Source organism: Ohtaekwangia sp. (assembly GCF_036568665.1).
Lineage (GTDB): Bacteria > Bacteroidota > Bacteroidia > Cytophagales > Cyclobacteriaceae > Ohtaekwangia.
The window spans coordinates 44,009-63,612 of the sequence record NZ_DATCSD010000148.1; the positions used below are offsets into that span (position 1 = coordinate 44,009).

General features: G+C 44.0%; 16 protein-coding genes. 14 read left to right on the plus strand and 2 right to left on the minus strand.

Going from position 1 to position 19,604, the window contains the following annotated elements:
• Position 1 precedes the first annotated feature (1 nt).
• Positions 2-2,401 (minus strand): TonB-dependent receptor, encoded by a 2,400-nt coding sequence (locus VIN08_RS08155; protein WP_331962944.1) that lies wholly within the window; start codon positions 2,399-2,401, stop codon positions 2-4.
• 373 nt (positions 2,402-2,774) lie between these two features.
• Between VIN08_RS08155 and VIN08_RS08160 the strand changes: the two genes are divergently transcribed.
• From VIN08_RS08160 to VIN08_RS08175, 4 genes are all read left to right on the plus strand, one after another.
• Positions 2,775-3,632: an AraC family transcriptional regulator gene (locus VIN08_RS08160; protein WP_331962947.1), complete on the plus strand. Its 858-nt coding sequence runs from the start codon at positions 2,775-2,777 to the stop codon at positions 3,630-3,632.
• Positions 3,633-3,725: 93 nt separating this feature from the next.
• On the plus strand, positions 3,726-4,262 hold the full coding sequence (locus VIN08_RS08165) for a YbhB/YbcL family Raf kinase inhibitor-like protein (RefSeq protein ID WP_331962950.1): 537 nt from the start codon (positions 3,726-3,728) through the stop codon (positions 4,260-4,262).
• Between the two features lie 290 nt (positions 4,263-4,552).
• On the plus strand, positions 4,553-5,914 hold the full coding sequence (locus VIN08_RS08170; RefSeq protein WP_331962953.1) for a pitrilysin family protein: 1,362 nt from the start codon (positions 4,553-4,555) through the stop codon (positions 5,912-5,914).
• 4 nt (positions 5,915-5,918) lie between these two features.
• Complete coding sequence (locus VIN08_RS08175) at positions 5,919-7,259, plus strand: pitrilysin family protein (RefSeq protein ID WP_331962956.1); 1,341 nt, start codon at positions 5,919-5,921, stop codon at positions 7,257-7,259.
• Positions 7,260-7,272: 13 nt separating this feature from the next.
• Here the strand turns inward: VIN08_RS08175 and VIN08_RS08180 are convergent, their stop codons facing one another.
• On the minus strand, positions 7,273-7,413 hold the full coding sequence (locus VIN08_RS08180; RefSeq protein ID WP_331962959.1) for a hypothetical protein: 141 nt from the start codon (positions 7,411-7,413) through the stop codon (positions 7,273-7,275).
• 130 nt (positions 7,414-7,543) lie between these two features.
• Between VIN08_RS08180 and VIN08_RS08185 the strand changes: the two genes are divergently transcribed.
• From VIN08_RS08185 to VIN08_RS08230, 10 genes are all read left to right on the plus strand, one after another.
• Positions 7,544-8,191 carry a protein-tyrosine-phosphatase gene (locus VIN08_RS08185; protein WP_331962962.1) on the plus strand — a complete coding sequence of 216 codons (648 nt, stop codon included), beginning with the start codon at positions 7,544-7,546 and terminating at the stop codon, positions 8,189-8,191.
• Positions 8,192-8,415: 224 nt separating this feature from the next.
• On the plus strand, positions 8,416-9,030 hold the full coding sequence (locus tag VIN08_RS08190) for a TetR/AcrR family transcriptional regulator (RefSeq protein ID WP_331962965.1): 615 nt from the start codon (positions 8,416-8,418) through the stop codon (positions 9,028-9,030).
• Positions 9,031-9,082: 52 nt separating this feature from the next.
• Entirely contained in the window at positions 9,083-10,408 is a 1,326-nt protein-coding gene (locus VIN08_RS08195; protein ID WP_331962968.1) for a TolC family protein, read from the plus strand.
• Between the two features lie 48 nt (positions 10,409-10,456).
• Complete coding sequence (locus tag VIN08_RS08200; protein WP_331962971.1) at positions 10,457-11,512, plus strand: efflux RND transporter periplasmic adaptor subunit; 1,056 nt, start codon at positions 10,457-10,459, stop codon at positions 11,510-11,512.
• A gap of 21 nt (positions 11,513-11,533) precedes the next feature.
• The gene (locus VIN08_RS08205; RefSeq protein ID WP_331962974.1) at positions 11,534-14,704 is read left to right on the plus strand and encodes an efflux RND transporter permease subunit; all 3,171 of its coding nucleotides are present in this window, start codon (positions 11,534-11,536) and stop codon (positions 14,702-14,704) included.
• Positions 14,705-14,736: 32 nt separating this feature from the next.
• A complete protein-coding gene (locus VIN08_RS08210) occupies positions 14,737-15,153 on the plus strand; it encodes a hypothetical protein (RefSeq protein WP_331962977.1) in 417 nt (138 codons plus the stop codon).
• 162 nt (positions 15,154-15,315) lie between these two features.
• Positions 15,316-16,389: an adenylate/guanylate cyclase domain-containing protein gene (locus tag VIN08_RS08215; protein ID WP_331962980.1), complete on the plus strand. Its 1,074-nt coding sequence runs from the start codon at positions 15,316-15,318 to the stop codon at positions 16,387-16,389.
• A gap of 194 nt (positions 16,390-16,583) precedes the next feature.
• Entirely contained in the window at positions 16,584-17,639 is a 1,056-nt protein-coding gene (locus VIN08_RS08220) for a sensor histidine kinase (protein ID WP_331962983.1), read from the plus strand.
• Positions 17,636-18,331: a LytTR family DNA-binding domain-containing protein gene (locus VIN08_RS08225; RefSeq protein ID WP_331962986.1), complete on the plus strand. Its 696-nt coding sequence runs from the start codon at positions 17,636-17,638 to the stop codon at positions 18,329-18,331. The genes VIN08_RS08220 and VIN08_RS08225 overlap by 4 nt, the downstream gene beginning before the upstream one ends.
• Positions 18,332-18,460: 129 nt before the next feature.
• Positions 18,461-19,604 (plus strand): sigma-54 dependent transcriptional regulator (locus VIN08_RS08230; RefSeq protein WP_331962989.1); only part of this gene is annotated, 1,144 nt, incomplete at its 3' end.

Below are 19,604 nucleotides of genomic sequence, written 5' to 3' on the forward strand. Positions count from 1 at the left end.
ATTAGAATTTGAAGTTGTAAGATATAGCGGGAACGAAGTTACCGATAAGCGAAAGTTGTGTTGCCTCTGATTTAATGGGCTGACCAGCCGGCACGCGATCGTTGGATTGCGCGAAGTATATAGAGAACGCGTTCTTGCGCGAGTATACATTATATACCGAGAACACCCAGTAGTCGCGGTTCTTGCGCAATTTACCTTTACGGTTATACTCTTTGCCTTCCAGGCGGAACGACACATCCAGACGATTATAGTTTGGCAAACGTACGTTGTTACGCGAGCCATTGGCATTCTCCGGTATTAATATACCCTGCACTACATAACGCGATGTAGGGAATGTGGTAGGCGTACCGGAGATGAATATAAAGTCGGCTGATACAGACCAGCGTTTATTAATATCATAGAACGCAGCTACTTTTACATTGTGTGTTTGGTCGTAACGTGTAGGATACCACTGACCATTATTTATACCATCTACTTTCAATTCCGTTCTACCCAGTGTATAGCTTACCCATCCGTTCAACCGGCCGGTCTTCTTCTGCAGATAAAACTCCAAACCATAGGCACGTCCTCTGCCGCTGAGTAAATCTCCCTCTATATATTTATTGATCAGCAGATCGGCACCATCAATATAGTCTATCTGATTTTGCGTCTTTCGGTAATACCCTTCCACCGATGCTTCCCACTTGGCATTACCCATGGCCAGCGAGCGGAAATATCCTAAAGTAAACTGATCGGCTACCTCAGGCTTTATATTGTTGGAAGTGGGTGTCCATACATCCAGCGGATTGGATGCCGTTGTGTTGGAGATCAGATGTAAATATTGCACCATGCGGTTATAGCTTCCCTTGATGGAGCTTGTTTCCGACAGCGAAGCTTTTACAGAGAAGCGTGGCTGCCAGTTACTATAGTTGGCAATGGTCTTGCCGCTTTTATAGGTTGTTTCAGAAGCAACACTTCTTCGCTTGCCAGGTATAGTGTCGTTATAGGTATATACTGTGCCCGGACCAAAGTAACGGAAGTTCGAGTAGCGCACACCATATTCTACAGACAGTGCTTCGTTTATCTTGAGGTTGTTATTTACATACAGTGATGTTTCCAGGTTATACTTGCGATCGAGGCTCACGTCCGTAGGCTGTCCGTTCGATATACCTTTGGCATTGGCAGGCTCAAAGAAATAATAGATTGCTTCTGCTCCGAAGTTTACTTCATTATTACTGCTGATGAAGTAACTAAATTCCGGTTTGAGAATGAAGTTGGAGATAGATGAGTTCCACTTGAAACGGTTCCTGTCGTCATCGCCAAACTGTAGTTCGTATTGATAGCTGCTATATACTCCGGTAATGTTAGAGAATAACTTTTCGTTGAAGAGGTGATTCCAGCGGATGGTTGCTGTGGAATTTCCCCAGTTAAAACCCTGGTTCTTATCGAAGTAGAAATTATCGCGACCAAAATATCCGGAGAGATATACTCTGTTCCTATCGTTAAGGCTATAGTTTGCTTTAGCGGTGAGGTCGTAAAAGTTTAACGCACCACCATCTTTCAATATATCTACAAAAGGCCGCGCCAGTATATCGATATACGATCTGCGGGCCGACACAATGAAAGAGCCTTTGTCTTTTACGATCGGTCCTTCAAACGACAAACGACTGAAGATGGTACCTATACCACCCGTGGTTTCGTATTCTTTGCTGTTACCATCTTTCATGCGCACATCCAGAATAGAAGCAAGCCTGCCACCATAGCGCGAGGGTATAGCACCTTTATATAGTTTGGTATCTTTCACAGCATCGGGATTGAATGCCGAGAAGAACCCGAGCATGTGCGATGAATTATATACCGGGGCTTCGTCTTGCAGGATCAGGTTCTGCCCTACGCTGCCACCGCGAACGTTAAAGCCTGATGCGCCTTCCCCTACCGTTGTAACCCCCGGCAACAGTTGCAAACTTTTAATCACATCTACTTCGCCCAGAAAGGCCGGGATCTTGCGTATCGTTTTAATGTCGAGCTTGGCCGTGCTCATCTCTACACTCTGCACGTTGGCCGTTTGCTGTTCATCTTCTGCTGTTACTACTACTTCCTGCAGTTGTTCACTTTCCGATTGCAACTCTACATCTATACGCGCATCTTTATCCAGCGTAAGCTGCTTCACGGTTTTCTGATAGCCTATAAAACTATACTCCACCGTGTAGCCCGAGGGTGGTACGGTAATGGAATAGAATCCATACACGTTGGTAGTAGCTCCCCTGCCAATCTCCTTAATGTAGACCGTGGCTCCCACCAGTACTTCGCCATTCGAGGCATCTTTAATATAGCCGCTCAGCGTATGTCGTTGCTGCGCCTGGGCCGGTTGTAATGCTGGTGCCAGAAGCACCATGAGTAAAACAGATATTCGTATCATCATGCGTTATAAGGTTCTGATTCATTCACGACAGCCAAAAGGTATTTCTCCCCCATGCCTATTGTATTTTTATTTTCGTTAGACACATCTTGTTAAGAGATTATTCCCTAACGGTAAAGTTTAATTCCTGCTAAAAAAATATCGTCTCCTTCACACACCTTACCACGTATACGACCGCATGAAAACGTAAATGTTACGCTCACATTGCCTTTTATTATGAGGTCGAAAGCAGAGCCCGGATATTTTACGGGCGCAAACTTATACGTTCATGGAGAGATAACATGGCATGCAAAGGTTTGTTCTCTGAAATTTCATATACAAGTTTCGTTGTTCCGTATTTCTGTCTTCACAAAAACAGAATCTGTATTTTTGCAGCATGACTACGTACTCTCTTCCGGAAGATTTGCTGGCGGCCAAGAATCAGCCTGGCGATGATCTGATTGTGTTTGATTATCAGACAACGAATAAAGAACCGGTAAAGACCCGCATCGTAGCAAACAAGCACGTGTTCAGTTTTCTGCAGGAAGGAGAAAAGGAAGTACACTTCTACGATCAGTCCGTTCGCTTTACTCCGACAAAAGCGTTACTCATTCCTACTGGTAACAGTATTATGACGGAGCGATATTCGGAAGCCAGACAATACCGCAGCCTTCTATTTATGTTCTCCGATAACAATCTCGGGGCATTCAGAAATAAATATGTCTCGCTCTTTACACATGCTTCGCGCAATACATCGGAGCGGTTATCGCATTTCTTATTCATGCAAGACGACTTCATTAAAAACTTTGTGCGTTCGCTGCAGCATATTCATACCAATCCCTCTACATTATCAGCATCACTCTTACAGATAAAGTTTGATGAGATCATGCTATATCTCTGCGATCAGCATCCGCAGTTTCTCAACTTTCTGTTGGGGGTAAATGCATCCGATTTGTCGCTGCGAAAAGTAGTGGAGAGTGAAACGTCTATCAACCTCTCGTTGGAAGAATTATCGTTTCTCTGCAACATGAGTGTTTCTACATTTAAACGAAAGTTCGAAGAAGTATATGGCATGGCTCCTTCGCGCTGGTTTCATTTAAAGAAGATGCAACAGGCCGCGTTTATGCTAAAGCACGAAAAAGCAAAAGCCAGCGAGATACATCACGAACTGGGTTATGAAAACCTGTCGAGTTTTGTGCAGGCATTCAAGAAGGAGTTTGGTAAAACTCCCAAGGCTTACCAGCAGAATGTTTGAGCTGTTTGATATAGTTTTTGATCTATCAGCGATAGCCCGCGCAGGTGGCTGGCACGTAATTTTGCATCAAACAACAATTAAAAATTATTCGCTATGAAAAAACTATTTTTCGCTGCGCTGGCGCTATGCATAGTGGCCGTTGCTTCTGCCCAGACATTTACCTTAAAGAGTAATGAGATTGGCGGTCAGGCTACCAACAAACAATTCTTCAATGGTTTTGGCTGTTCCGGTGAAAATGTTTCTCCACAATTATCGTGGGAGCATGCACCTAAAGAAACTCAATACTTTGCCGTAACGATTTACGATAAAGATGCGCCTACCGGCAGCGGTTTCTGGCACTGGCTTATCTTTAATATACCGGCTAATGTAAACGAATTGAAATCTAACGCGGGCGATATAACAAAAGCTATTGCACCCGCTGGCGCAGTACAGAGCTTAACTGATTTTGGTAAACAAGGCTATGGTGGTCCTTGCCCTCCGGCTGGTCCTATACACGAATACCTGATCACGGTATATGCACTGAAAAATAAAATCGACCTCGATAAAAATACAGGTCCGGCACTGGTAGGTTTCTATATCAACCAGGCTGTTATTGCCAAGGCATCCATCGTGATGTATGCCAAGCAATAAGTAGTATACTATAGGCATAGAGGCCGTGTTATCCGCTGGGTAGCACGGCCTCTTTCGTTTTAAGGAAACCGTCCGGATGCGATCATTTTTCGTACACACCACGGTATAATTGTATGTATACCTATATAATTGTTTAACGGAAAATATAGTCTTCCATTGGAAGATTCATTGATTCTGATCATTTTACGTATGAAATTGATTCCACCGAAAAGAAATGCTGTGTATACCTGTATACCGGCAAGGCTATTGCACGCGTTCACTATAAAACAAAACCAAAAGCACTTTTGCGCATGAAAAGAATGTTTCTCGCCATTTGCCTGATGCTCTTGCTAAAGACTGTCATGGCACAGCAACTACCCTCAAACTTCCACCTGACCAAGCTCAAGAACGGATTGGAAGTACTGGTCATTGAAGACCGCACGGTTCCGCTTATAACCATCGAGGTTTGTGTAAAGAACGGAGCCTATACCGAGGACCCGGAGTATAACGGGCTATCGCACTTGTACGAACACATGTTCTTTAAAGCAAACAAAGACCTGCCTTCACAGGAAGCTTTTCTGAATCGTGTAAATGAGCTGGGTATATCGTTCAACGGTACTACATCAGACGAGCGCGTGAATTACTTCTTTACACTCAACAGAAAATTTCTGAACGAAGGGCTCTCGTTCATGAACTCGGCTATACGCTATCCGCTGTTTGATGAAAAAGAAATGAAGAATGAAAACCCGGTAGTGGACGGGGAGTTTCAGCGTGGTGAATCCAATCCTACCTTCTGGCTCTTCCAGGATTTTGGTCGCAATATGTGGGGCGATCTATATAGTCGTAAGAATGCTATTGGCGATCACCAGATCATTCTTACCGCTACTACACAGAAGATGCAGACCATCCAGAAAAAATATTATTACCCGAACAATTCTATACTGGTAATTGCCGGTGATGTAAATCACGATGAAGCATTCAAGAAGGCAACTGCATTGTTTGAAAGCTGGCAGCCGTCTGACTTCGATCCATTCGCGAAATACCCGATACCGGAATTTAAACCGCTTACTGAAAACAAACTGTTTATAACCGAGAATGCCAATGCGCGCAATCCATTTATAGTAATGGGATGGCACGGGCCGGATACTCGCCACGATCTGCAGGCAACGTATGCTGCTGATGTGTTCTCCTATATATTGCAACAACAGTCATCTAAATTTCAGCAGGAACTGGTTGAAAGCGGACTCGCCTTTAATGCCAGTGTAAATTACCAGACCTGCAAATATACCGGCCCTATCACAGGATTTATTGTGCCCAACCCTGACAAGATCAAGGAAGTAATCGAAAAAGTTGAGGAGCACATTAACCAGTGGGACAGCGATACGTACTTTACGGATGAGCAACTCGAAACTGCTAAAACTTTATTGGCGATCGATGACGCGCACGGCCGTGAGAAAACTTCCAACTTCATTCACACCGTTACTTTCTGGTGGGCATCAGCTACTATCGATTACTATACCGGGTATGTGAACAACCTGAAGAAAGTTACCCGCGAAGATATTAAGCGTTATGTGCGCACCTATATCAAAGGCAAGCCGCATGTGATCGGTGTGTTATCTACACCCCAAAACAAATCAACGCTCGAAGCCAGCCTCAAAACCCTAAAGAAATAGTTCTATGAAAAAATATATCTGCTATATACTGGTAATGGTGACGTGTATAACGCAAGGTTTTGCTGCACCACCAGACGATAAACCCCGCGAGTTTACCGTGGATGGCATCAAGGTAATTTTCAAGCCATCGGTAAAAGAGATCATCAGCGTTCGTTTCTTTATTAAAGGCGGCACCGCCAATTATACGAAAGAACAGGAAGGTATAGAAGCACTGGCGCTTTCGGTTGCTGCAGAAGGCGGCACCAGGAGCCTGAATAAAACGGCCTTCGCTACAGCACTTGAAAAAATAGGAACTACGATCGGCTCCAGCACTTCGCTTGACTATAGCGAGATAAGCATGTCGTGTATAAAAGAATTTTGGGATACCTCCTGGAAATTATATACCGATGCCATTGTAAACCCGGCCTTCGATGCAAAAGAGTTTGACCTGCTGAAGGGTCGCGCAGTATCAGCTGCCAAAGAAGAAGAAGCCAACCCTGATGCACGCCTCCGTAACCAAAGCCTGGAAAATGCTTTTGCCGGGCGCAACTATAGCAAGCTATACAACGGTACGGCTACCAGCCTGGATAAACTAACGTTAGAGCAGGTGGCTGCCCACTATCGCTCCATTCTTGGTAAACAAAATTGTTTTATTGTAGTAGTAGGAAACATAGCCGAAGCCGAACTGAAACAAAAAGTATCTGCAGCGTTTAAAGGCTTACCTGCCGGTAAAGCATTACAGCCCGAAAAGAAAATTGAGTTGAAAGCTGATGCCACCATCGAGAATCGTGATATAGCAACAAACTATATCCGCGGCTTGATGAACGCTCCGCTGGTTACCGATAAAGAAGGTGTATCAATGATGCTCGCAACGGCTATCCTGTACGACCGTTTCTTTATAGAACTACGTACCAAACGCAGCCTCTCGTATGCACCCGGAGTAGGCTACGCTTCGGCTGCTATAACCAATCCGTATGCAACGTTCTATATATCTACTACAGACCCGAAGCAGTCGCTGCAGGTAATGATGGACGAGATCAATAAGGTAAAGAACCAGGGCTTCTCGGAAAAAGAGTTGAAAGACATGAAGGAAAGTTATATCACTAATTTCTTTATGGGCCAGGAAACCAACGGCACACAAAGTATGACGCTTGGCACCCGCGAAGTAGCAGGCGACTGGAGGAAAGCCGAAAGCCTTATGGGTGACATTGAGAAACTTACCGTTCAGGACCTGAATGCTACGTTCAAAAAATATTCTACTTCTATTAACTGGACGTATCTTGGCAAGGAGAGTGCTGTAAGTAAAGATGATTTCAAACAACCACAGCTCTTCCCGGATAACACCAAGATCTCTCCTAAAAAATAACAAAAAAATAATCCTATACCGGGAAGTTAAAAGTCCGCAGAAAAAACTGCGGACTTTTTATTTTAAATTTATACCAGGCTGCACCTGCCATCGCTATATTGCGTTGTAGCGATACTACGGAATTACTAATCAGGTTAAAAACGCAGAATTGCATAATCGCGCTGCTATTTAAAGTGAGGACAGAAATTCGGGAAACTTTACCAGCATGTTCTCTTGTTCTGCACCGAAGAAACTGTAGCTGATCGTAATCTATATATTTATGCTTACCTATTTATAGCGACTATATGTCACTTGCATCCGAGAAGAAAATTATACTATATCCCACACTGGCCCAGTATATTGAGAAAATAGCAGCGGAATATACTCTTATACCAGAAGCGCGAAAACAGGTACTTAAAAAACTGGCGCGTGTTGTTGAGAAGAATATTACCGCGGGGAAAAAAGCTGAGCTCATTTTTATCTGTACCCATAATTCACGCAGAAGTCACATCTCACAATTGTGGGCCCAGGCTATCGCTGATTATTTTCAACTGCCCGGTATAGCAAGTTACTCCGGCGGCACAGAAGCAACTGCCTTTAACCCGCGTGCCGTAAGAGCGATGCAGGAAGCAGGCTTCGCGATTGATGCCGTAACCGAAGGCGATAACCCGGTATATGAAGTGCGTTATGCCGAAGATGCCAGCATGATGCGGGTATATTCCAAAACGTTTTATGCACCGGGTAATCCTGCAAAAGATTTTTGTGCCGTGATGACCTGCACGCATGCCGATGCAAACTGCCCGATCGTGGAAGGAGCTTCATCGCGTATATCCCTCCCGTTTGATGACCCCAAAGATTTTGACGGAACTCCGATGGAGTCAGAAAAATACAGCGAGCGCGCCCGGCAAATAGGCAGGGAGTTGCTTTACGCTTTCTCTCAGGTTCGCAGATAACCTTTATTTATACCAGACAGGGAACAGTTTTTGGGAGACTTTCTCCTCAAAGACCATCCATAATAAGCATGAAAAATTCTGAAAGCTTCTTGGTTGACTGGCGAGTAATTATCGTTTGTATGAGCCCCAAAAGCAGATTCGAAAAAATTATCAGGGTTTTAGTTGGAGATCACAACCTGACCTGTTTGTTTTGCGTTAACAAAATTGTTAAATATTTTTGATAAATGGCTACTGAACAACTTCAAACCGAAGATTTGATTAAGGAGACCGCGAAGCGCCTCTTTTTTCAAAAGGGCCATATCCATGCTACTACACAGGAAATTGCCGATGAAGCCGGTGTTAACCGTGCGCTGATACACTATTACTTCCGCAGCAGAGATCTGCTTTTTGAGAAGGTGCTGCAGGAAACGATGACCAACATGTTTGCGAAAATTGAAGGCATCTTTACCACCAACACTTCGCTTCGCGTCAAGATCAGTCAATTCATTGATGCATTCCTCGAAGAGAACATCGATTATCCGTATCTGGAGAATTTCATGATCACGGAGATGGCCAGAAACCCGGAAAAATTAAAAATGTTTCATCCAGAAGAGCGTAAGGCTAAAATAAAAGGAATTGTAACGCGTCAATTAGAAGAGGAGATCAAAGCCGGATTGATGCCTCCTATACCGATTGAGCACTTCATGGTGAACCTGATGTCGCTCTGCAATTATCCGCTGGTGGCTAAACCAGTGATCCAGACCGTGTTTGGAATGAATGACGCAGACTACAGAAAGTTTTTACTGGAACGGAAAAAGATAATCTACCGCTCGATCTTTAACGAAGATTTACCAGGCTGATTTTTTTTGCCTATTAATTAACTAAAATGTTAAACAATATAATTAAACTAAAATGACAAGAAGACTCTGTTTGATCGTACTGGCACTGTTCACGATCAGCACCCTTAGCATAGCCCAGCAACTCTCCCTGGAAGAGTGCATTAGGATCTCGCTCGAGAATAACCTCAGTGTAAAAAACAGTAAACTGGATATTGAATCTACGGAACACCAAGTGAGCGAAGCCCGCAGCGGTTTGCTTCCCACGGTTGATCTAAACGGACAGTATCAGTACTATCTGAATATGCCTTCTCAATTTATACCCGCTGCTACCTTTGGTGGTACTCCCGGTGAATATGTTTCGGCAACGCTCGGTGTACCTCAAACTACATCTGCCAATGTACAGCTGACACAGAAGCTATACGACCAACGTGTTATGGTAGGCCTCAAAGCTGCGCGCGCTGCACGAACATCTTCCAGCCTGCAACTTAGCATGACTAAAGAAGATATAGTATATAATGTAACCTCTACCTACTATAACATTCAGGTGCTCTCTGATAACCTCGCATTGCTTCAGTCGAACATGACAAGCCTGGAGAAAACAGTAAAGACCAACGAAACGCTCCGTAAAAATGAGATTGTGTCGAGCAGCACCTATAAAAGATTGCTCATCAATCTGGAGAACTTGCGCAATCAATATGAGAACGAAAAACTCAGCCAGACAAAATACTATAACATGCTGAAGTATTTAATGAATGTACCGCTGAGTGAGAATGTGGAAGTAATGCCTTTTGATTTCAATGCTTCTGTAGAAGACCTCAAAGCTGGCGACATTGGTCAGCGCACTGATATACGCTTGCAGGAAGAACAAATAAAACTCTCTACACTGGATCGCAAGAGTACATTAGCAGGTTATTATCCTACCCTTTCTGCTAATCTCTTTCACGGATATACTGGTTACTACAACAAATTCTCTCCGCTCGATCGCATCAACAACCAGTGGATCAATAGTACCTATTTCTCTGTATCGCTAAAGATACCTGTGTTTGACGGCTTCACCCGAAAATACCAGGCAAAACAAAAGGCTGTGACGATACAAAAAGATATCAACACACTGGCTCTTAAAAAACTGGATGCCGAACGCGAGATACAGGATGCGATGAATAACTATATCAGCAACAAAAACCTGCTTGCCAACAGCAAGCGCAGTCTCGACCTTGCCGAACAATTATTCAAAGATTCCAACATCGAGTATAACAATGGGCTAATCTCCATTACCGATCTGCTCGATTCGCAGGACGATCTCTCCGATGCACGCAACAACTACAGCACAGCACTTATCAACCTGAAAGTTGCCGAGCTCGATGTAAAGAGAGCCAACGGAGAACTCGCTAAAAACTAAATATACTTTTCACAACACTATATCACCGACTTAAAATTATTACTGTATATGATTAAGAAAATAATTTTCACCATCGTTGCTTTACTGGTTACTGCGCTGGCAGCCGTAAAGTTGTTCAGCAACCAGCAAACCGTGCAGGAGAAAGTATACCGACCTGATGCCGACAAAAAAGTACTCGTAAAAGCGCAAACCGTAGAACCCAAAGATCTGAACAGAGTCTTTACCTATACCGGTACATTCCGCCCCTTCCGCGAAGTAATGCTTACACCACAGGTAGAAGGAAAAGTAACTGCGTTATATTTTGAAGATGGCTCGGTTATACCTGAAGGAAAATTACTGGTACAGATAGACGATGAGCTGCTGCGCGCCCAGTATATATCTGCTGAAGCATCGTACGAAACGGCCAAGCGCAATTTTGAACGTTACGAAAAAGCAAGTGAAAGCGAAGGCGTAAGCAAAATGCAATACGACAGCTACTGGCAACAGTATAAAAATGCTGAATCTCAATTGAAGCAACTCGATAAGAATATACGTCTCAATAAAATCGTTGCACCATTTGCCGGCACTATTACACAGAAAGATGTAGAAATTGGTTCGGTAGTAAACAAGAACAATGCTGTTGGTCGTTTAACAGACCTCTCGCAGTTAAAGCTTGAAATATCAGTACCCGAAAAAGAAATATACCTGTTTCACGAAGGCGAAAACGCCAGCATCCAGACAGAAATATACCCTGGCCAAAATCTTACCGGCAAGATCGATTATGTATCAGACCGTGCTGATGACTCACACAACTATACTGTAAAAATACTGATCAAAAATACTAAAGCCACTGAACTTAAAGCCGGTATGTATGGAACCGCTGTAATCGGTAAAGACCTGCAGACTTCTACACTGGTTATACCTCGCTCAGCATTGCTAGGCTCTGCTAAAAATCCACAAGTGTTTGTAGTACAGAACGACACGGCTACACTGCGCGATATACAGACCGGCAGTAGCAACGGACTGGAGATAGAAGTAATAAAAGGACTGAAGCAAGGCGAAGTAGTTGTATTCAGCGGACAGATCAACCTGTCAAACGGATCACCAGTAACTATTGCCCAGTAAAAAATTAAAAAACAACGCGCTATGTCATTAACCGAAATTGCCGTTAAAAGACCTTCGCTCATCATTGTGATATTTTCAGTGCTGATGCTTGGAGGATTGTTCAGCTATAGCAAGCTCAACTACGAGCTGATGCCCGACTTCGATATACCTACGCTGGTAATTTCAACACCGTATCCCGGTGCTGCACCAACCGATGTAGAGCAGTCGGTAACGAAAAAAATTGAAGATGTTGTTGCCGGTATGGATCGTGTAAAGAGTATACTCTCACAATCATACGAAGGTGTATCCGTAATCTCTGTAGAGTTTAGCGTAGGCACCGATATGGATGATAAACAACAGGAAGCACAACGCAAGATCAACAATATACTTTCCGATCTTCCGGATGATGCCGAGTCTCCATCTATCTCCAAAGTATCGCCCAGCGACAGACCGATCATGCAGTTAACAGCGGTATCGAACATGGGTACCAAAGAGTTTTATGACCTGGTAGATGACGAAGTGCTTCCGCAGTTACAACAAATAGAAGGTATAGGCGAAACACAATTACTCGGTGGCCAGGAACGTGAGATACAAGTACGTGTAAACAAAGACAAACTTTTATACTATGGTATATCTCTGTCGCAGGTAACACAGGCTATCAATAATGCCAACCTGGATTTCCCTACCGGTAAAGTAAAAAATCAACAGGAGCAGATGACCGTGCGCCTCGCAGGTAAATTCAGTACTATTGAACAAATTAAATTACTGGGCATTACTACAAGCTCCAACGGCAGCACTATACGCGTGCAGGATGTAGCCGATATAGAAGATGGTGTAAAAGAACAAACTTCACTGAACCGCTTCAACGGTCAGGATGGTATCGGTATAACGATCAAAAAACAAAGCGATGCCAACGCGGTAGAGATCAGCAAACAGGTAAAAGCAAAAATTGCTGCACTCGAACAAAAGTATGCCGGCAAGGAACTGAAGATCATCGTAGCTGACGATACTTCTGATTTTACTCTTGAATCTGCTGATGCCGTAACACACGATCTTATCATTGCTGTTGTGCTGGTAGCTGCTGTTATGTTGCTCTTCCTGCACAGCATGCGCGATTCGTTGATCGTACTCGTAGCTATACCGGCATCTTTACTGTCTACATTTATAGCCATGTACCTGTTTGGTTACTCGCTGAACCTGATGACACTCCTCGCGATGTCACTGGTAATCGGTATCCTTGTAGATGACTCGATTGTGGTGTTGGAAAATATACACCGCCACCTGCACATGGGTAAAAATAAAGTAGCCGCTTCTATTGAAGGACGCGCTGAGATAGGCTTCTCTGCAATTGCTATTACCATGGTGGACGTTGTGGTGTTCGCTCCTATAGCACTCATCAATACAACTATTGGAGAGATACTTCGTCAGTATTCCATTACCATCGTGGTATCTACGCTGATGAGTTTATTTGTTTGCTTTACCCTTACACCGTGGCTTGCATCACGCTTTGGTAAAGTAACACACCTCAATCCGAAGAACTGGTTCCATAAACCATTGATCTGGTTTGAAGCGTTCATCACAGCACTCACCAATGCATACTCACGTCAGTTGCAGTGGACGCTGCGTCACAAAATTATTACAACGCTCGCAGTGATCGGTGCATTTGTAGCAACAGGCTATATCATGAGCATGGGTATACTCGGACAGGAAATGGTGGCTGCTGGTGACCGTGGTAAATTTACCATCGAACTGGAGTATGATAAAAGCACACCACTGACGGAGAATAACCTCACGACACGCGACATCGAAAACTACCTGCTCGCTCAACCGGAAGTATCTACTGTATTTGCCAACGTAGGGGGCGCAAGCTCTGCCGGTTTAGCTGCTGTTGCCAACGTAGGAAGCGAAAACAAAGCGTACCTCACGGTAGGGCTGGTTGATAAAGAGAAGCGCGACTATACATCTGAACAGTATATGCTGCGCGTGCGCAAAGTGATCGAAGCTAAATATCCGGGTATAGAAGTAAATACATCAGTAATCGGTATAACAAGTTCCGATGAACCTATTCAGATAGCATTAAGCAGTGAAGACCGCAAGGCATTGATGGAATCCGCTTCTAAACTGGAAAATCTTATTCGCAATATGCCAGGTGCCAATGACGTGAGCGTAAGTGTGGAAGATGGTAACCCTGAACTTACCGTAGATATAGATCGTGAGAAGATGGCACAATTAGGACTGAACATCTTTACAGTAGGCGGTACGTTACAAAACGCCTATACCGGTAACACCGATGCTAAATTGCAGGCTGGTACCAACGAGTACGACATCAATGTACAACTCGATGAATTTGATCGTAACAATCCGACTGATATCGAGAACATCACGTTTGTAAATAACACGGGTAACCTTATACCACTCACACAGTTTGCTGATATCAAACAAAGCAACGGTCCGTCTATGCTCGAACGCAAGAACAGAAGAACGTCCGTTACTATAAAAAGCAATGTGCTGGGTATAACATCCGGTACACTGGCCAACAATATCAACGCAGCGATTACCAAAGATATACTTCCTGCTTCCGTAGAAATGAAATGGACGGGAGATATAGAACGTCAGGCTGATTCATTCAGTGCATTAGGTCTTGCGCTCCTCGCTGCTATACTGTTGGTATACCTGGTAATGGTTGCACTATACGACAGCTTTGTATATCCATTCGTGGTGTTGTTCTCTATACCGGTAGCATTGATCGGTGCCTTTATAGCGCTGAACCTGGCTATGAGCAGCATGAGTATATTCACTATGCTTGGTATAATTATGTTGCTGGGACTTGTATTGAAGAACGGTATTCTATTAGTAGACTTTGCCAACCATAAAAAAGAAGAAGGCTATACTACATACAATGCCTTGATAGCAGCCGGTACTACGCGTCTGCGTCCGATCCTGATGACTACGATCGCGATGGTGATTGGTATGTTGCCGATTGCGTTGGCAAAAGGTGCCGGTGCCGAATGGAAGAACGGCCTTGCCATTGTAATGATCGGTGGTCTGCTCTCATCCTTGATACTGACCATCTTCGTAGTGCCGATGGTATATTATGTAGTAGACCGTATTAAAGCACGCTGGACTTCACGTAAGAACGAAAGGAACGATACAACGGAACATCTGCACGCTGATGCAGAAAGAGTCCTCGAGAACGCTACGAACTATAATTAATCAAAGTAGAACCGAATAAACAGTAATATAGTATGAGTACGAAACCTGTTTTTGAAAATACACGCTGCGAGATCGCATTGCACAACGATCACACCATCGGCATACGGTTAAAAGGATTTCTCAAGATCACCGAACTTACCGAGATCTCGAATTTTATGAAGTCGTTTTTAAAGACGCATACAATCACCGATATGCTCATCGATCAATCAGAAGTAAAAGTATTATCGAGCGATGTACTGAAGTATATGACGGGCATGGTGGCAACCATAGCACAAAACCGCATACAACGTATAGCCATCATTGACGCAGAAGACATTTTCGCCAAGGCATCGTTTAGCAAGCTCGACAAGGAAGCCGCTCCTAACAATACTGCCACACTGGCACATTTCATGCATGCTCGTGGTGCCTGGGAATGGCTTCAGATAAACTCAACAGGAACAGCCTTATAATATAGGTATATATAGATAAAGTTAATGTTCGAGGAGTCCGGGCCAACGGTAGCTCAGGGGTGCGTTACAGGCCTGCGATTCCTCACATTAATCTCCTCACATAACCTTCCCGTTATTGACTCAACTTTACATTCCAGTCTCCCGGTAATCTTATCATAAATTATGAAAAGCATTTCCAGCAAACTATCAGAAGCAATCCTGCTCACCGTTGTATATATAGCCGGGGTAATCTTCTTCCGATTCCTCATCGTACTCGGATCAAACATGCCGATGAATAATACATTGCCACCGCTAATCCTCAACCTGGTTATTGCCTTTGTCGGAACCATTATAGGTGCTTGCATGGCCTTCATGGAGTTTAAAATATTTCCACGACTGGCGCGCTTGTCCAAGCTGCAGTATATGGCCATGCGGTTTATTATAACTATAACAACCATTACCCTGGGTATAACCATCGTTCACCTGTTACTGGTAATGCTATATCTCGGTAAACCCTTCAGCGAAGCGTTCGCTACAACCATCCAATTTCTTACCACCGGTGTTTTCTGGGCCGCCTTTATTTACCTGATGGTTTTCAGTATTATACTCAATGTATTTAAAGTAGTGCACTATCATGTTGGTCCGGGTACACTCATCAACTTTGTAATGGGTAAATACAGGATTCCGCAGGAAGAAGATCGCGTGTTTATGTTCATCGACCTGAAGTCATCTACTTCTATAGCGGAGCAGCTCGGGCACGTAAAATATAGTCGCTTTCTCACAACCTTCTTCAACGACCTTACCGACAGCATTGCCGAATACGAAGCAGAAGTATACCAATACGTTGGCGATGAAGTAGTGCTCACATGGAGAACCGATCAGGGCAAAAAAGATTTGAAGTGCATCCGCCTCTTCTTTGCTTTTAAAAGTCGGTTGCTGCAAAACCAGAAATTATACCTTGATAAATTCGGAGTCTTTCCCGAGTTCAAGGCATCTATACATACCGGGCTCGTATCTGTCTCGGAAACACAAGGTATGAAACGCGAGCTGGTATACCGTGGCGATGTATTGAATACTTGCGCACGCATTCTCGAACTGTGCAGCCGCTTAAAAAAAGAATTGCTGTTCTCCTCCGATGTAGCCCAATGGCTTAACGACAATCCTGAATATACCATTCAACACCTTGAAGAGATTATGCTGCGCGGCAAGGGAGAATCCACTTCCGTTTTCGAATTATCGCTTAGCAGTCGGGCGTAGAAGTTTTTAGAAATAAAAGATTCTTCACCTAACAATCAACCACAAATTCCGACACAATTGCCACGATTATCGCAATAATTTCGGATTACTATCTTCGTACTGCTATGTTTGGGATGAAATTACGACCCAAACAGAAATTCACTTATGTGCTGCGAAGATTTATCAAGAGGCATACACGTTAAACCCACTATACCATGATGGCCCGTAAAAATTACCTGGCGTGGCACATCATCGGGTGCATCGTGTTCCTGGCGTTGCCCATCTTTCTTTTCCCCCATCCTCCGGAAGAAAAAGATTTTATACTCTCCAGACCCACACAACGCGATTTCATTGGCAATGGCATCATGCTGCTCATCTTCTATCTTAACTTCTTTCTGCTTATTCCCAGGCTATATTTCAAGCAGCGATATATACTCTATGCATTTTGCATTATAGCAGGCTTCTTCATCATCACGCTGCTCCCCTCTTTTGTTACAGGGCATAATCCATTCTCCAAGCCACTGTCGCTTGCATCACCACCGGCACAGGGGCATCAGCCGGTAATGCCCAAGCCCGAAGGATTCACCTTTATGGAAGAGATTCGTCACCATATATTTCTATATGTAGCCGTTATACTTTTCTCCGTATTGCTTCGGGTGAGAAACAGACTCTATCGCACGGAGATGGCGCGCAACCATGCCGAGATTATTTCACTCAAAATGCAAATCAATCCGCACTTCCTGTTCAACACACTCAACAATATATATGCCTTTGCTGTGCGCGAAAAAGCACCGGGCACTGCCAGCAGTATACTTAAACTATCCGGGTTGATGCGCTACGTGGTTACCGAAACAGGCAACGGCTTTGTTACACTCGAAAAAGAGATCAGCTATATAAATGATTATGTAGAGTTACAGCGCATGCGCCTGGACAAACGCGTAGAGCTTTCGTATAGTGTAACGGGCAGCACCAATCAACAACTGATCGCACCACTGGTACTGATACCTTTTATTGAAAATGCTTTTAAACACGGAGTAAATCCCGATGAAGAGTCATCGATTAATATAGCCATAGCGATCGATGAGAAAATGCTGAAGCTGGTAGTGGAGAATAACAAAGTAAAAGTAGCGCAAGACCCGCACACCAAAAGCGGACATGGTATCGAAAATACAAAAGCACGCTTACAACTTTTGTATCCTGACCGGCACTCGTTAATTTTAAGTGAAGATGAAAAACATTTTCGCGTTCAGCTAACCATCGACCTGAAGTGATAACCGCTATAGCCATAGACGATGAACCTCTGCCACTGGAGATACTGGAAAGTTACTGCAGCAGCATTCCGTTCCTCAAGCTGGAAAAGACTTTTACACAAACCGGGGAAGCCAAGCGATACCTGCAGAAGCATCCTGTAGATCTGCTCTTCCTCGATATACACATGCCATCCATATCCGGTATAGATTTTTATAAAGGCATTGAGCAGGATACGATGGTGATCTTTACCACTGCGCACAGCCAGTATGCTATTGATGGCTTCAACCTGAGTGCTGTAGATTATTTATTGAAACCCTATTCGTTCGAGCGATTTGAAACAGCCGTTACCAAAGCGAATGACTTCTATAACTTTCTGCACCAGCGCGAAGAAAAAGAACTTAAACATATTTTTATCCGTGCAGAATATAGTTTACTGAAGATACCGGTAGCTGAAATATTTTTCGTGGAAGGTTTAGCCGATTACCTGAAGATACATTTACTCAATGGCAAAACCATTCTCACACGCATGACGATGAAGACTATGTTATCGAAACTTTCACCGAAAGAATTTATTCGCGTGCATCGTTCGTTCATTGTTCCGTTCAGTCTCATCTCCAGTGTACGCAACAAGATCATTACCCTGCGCGACAAAGAAATTCCGATCGGTGCTTCTTTTGAAGATGCATTCTTCGAAGCTTTTGGCGACCGCTAAAGCAAGTTCGCTTCCGTTTGCATCATCCGGTTTAGTGCTATAGATCACCTCTCCCAACGGGTCGATCAGAATCTTTTTGTATTGTAAACCGGAAAGTGCTTTACTTTGTGCCGTACAAATACCAGGCATGTGAGCAACGTTAACATTCTTATACTGGACGATGAAGAGAATCTCCGGAAACTATTAGCCCGCGTAGTAGAGCTGGAAGGCTACCCGGTATACCAGGCAGCCACAATACAGGAAGCACTCAAAATACTGGCGCGCGAAACCATTCACATTGTTATATCCGATGTAAAATTACCGGATGGCAACGGAGTTGAATTTACTGCGAAAATCAAGCAACAATACCCGGCCACCGAAATAATTGTACTCACAGCCTACGGCACCATTGAAGATGGCGTAAAGGCGATCAAGCATGGAGCCTTCGATTATCTCACCAAGGGCGAACATCAGGAGAAAATACTTCCGTTACTAAGCAAAGCGTCAGAAAAAGCATTGCTGCAATACAAAGTATATACTCTCGAATCAAAATTACAGGAACGTTTCGGTTTCACCAATATACTGGGACGCAACAAACTATTATTACAAAGTATAGATCTGGCACGCAAGGTTGCTCCTACCGATACAACGGTGCTCCTGCTGGGCGAGACCGGAAGCGGTAAAGAAGTATTTGCGCAGGCTATACATTATGAAAGCAATCGCAAGAGTAAATCTTTTATAGCGGTTAACTGCAGCGCCTTTCCGAAAGATCTATTGGAAAGTGAATTGTTCGGCCATGCTGAAGGAGCCTTTACCGGTGCCACCAAAGCGAAGAAAGGTTATCTCGAAGAAGCACACGAAGGAACATTATTCCTTGATGAGATCGGTGAAATGAACATCGACCTTCAGGCCAAGATACTGCGCGTATTGGAGACCGGTGAATTTTACCGCGTAGGTGAAAGCAAAGTAAGGCGTGTATCCGTACGTTTCATTGCTGCAACGAACCGGCTACTGGAAAAAGAATCGGAAGCCGGCACGTTCCGAAAAGATCTATACTACCGGCTCTCGGTATTTACTATACAATTACCAGCGCTGCGCGAGCGACAGGATGATATTGAAACACTGACCAATTATTTCATTCGCCAGTTTTCGCAGAAGACCAATAAATCCATCGCTACGATGTCACCGGCATTTTTAAAATCATTGCAGGCCCATGCGTGGAAAGGAAATATACGCGAGCTGAAAAATGTAATTGAGCGATGTGTGATCCTCAACGACCAGCCTATACTTCCGG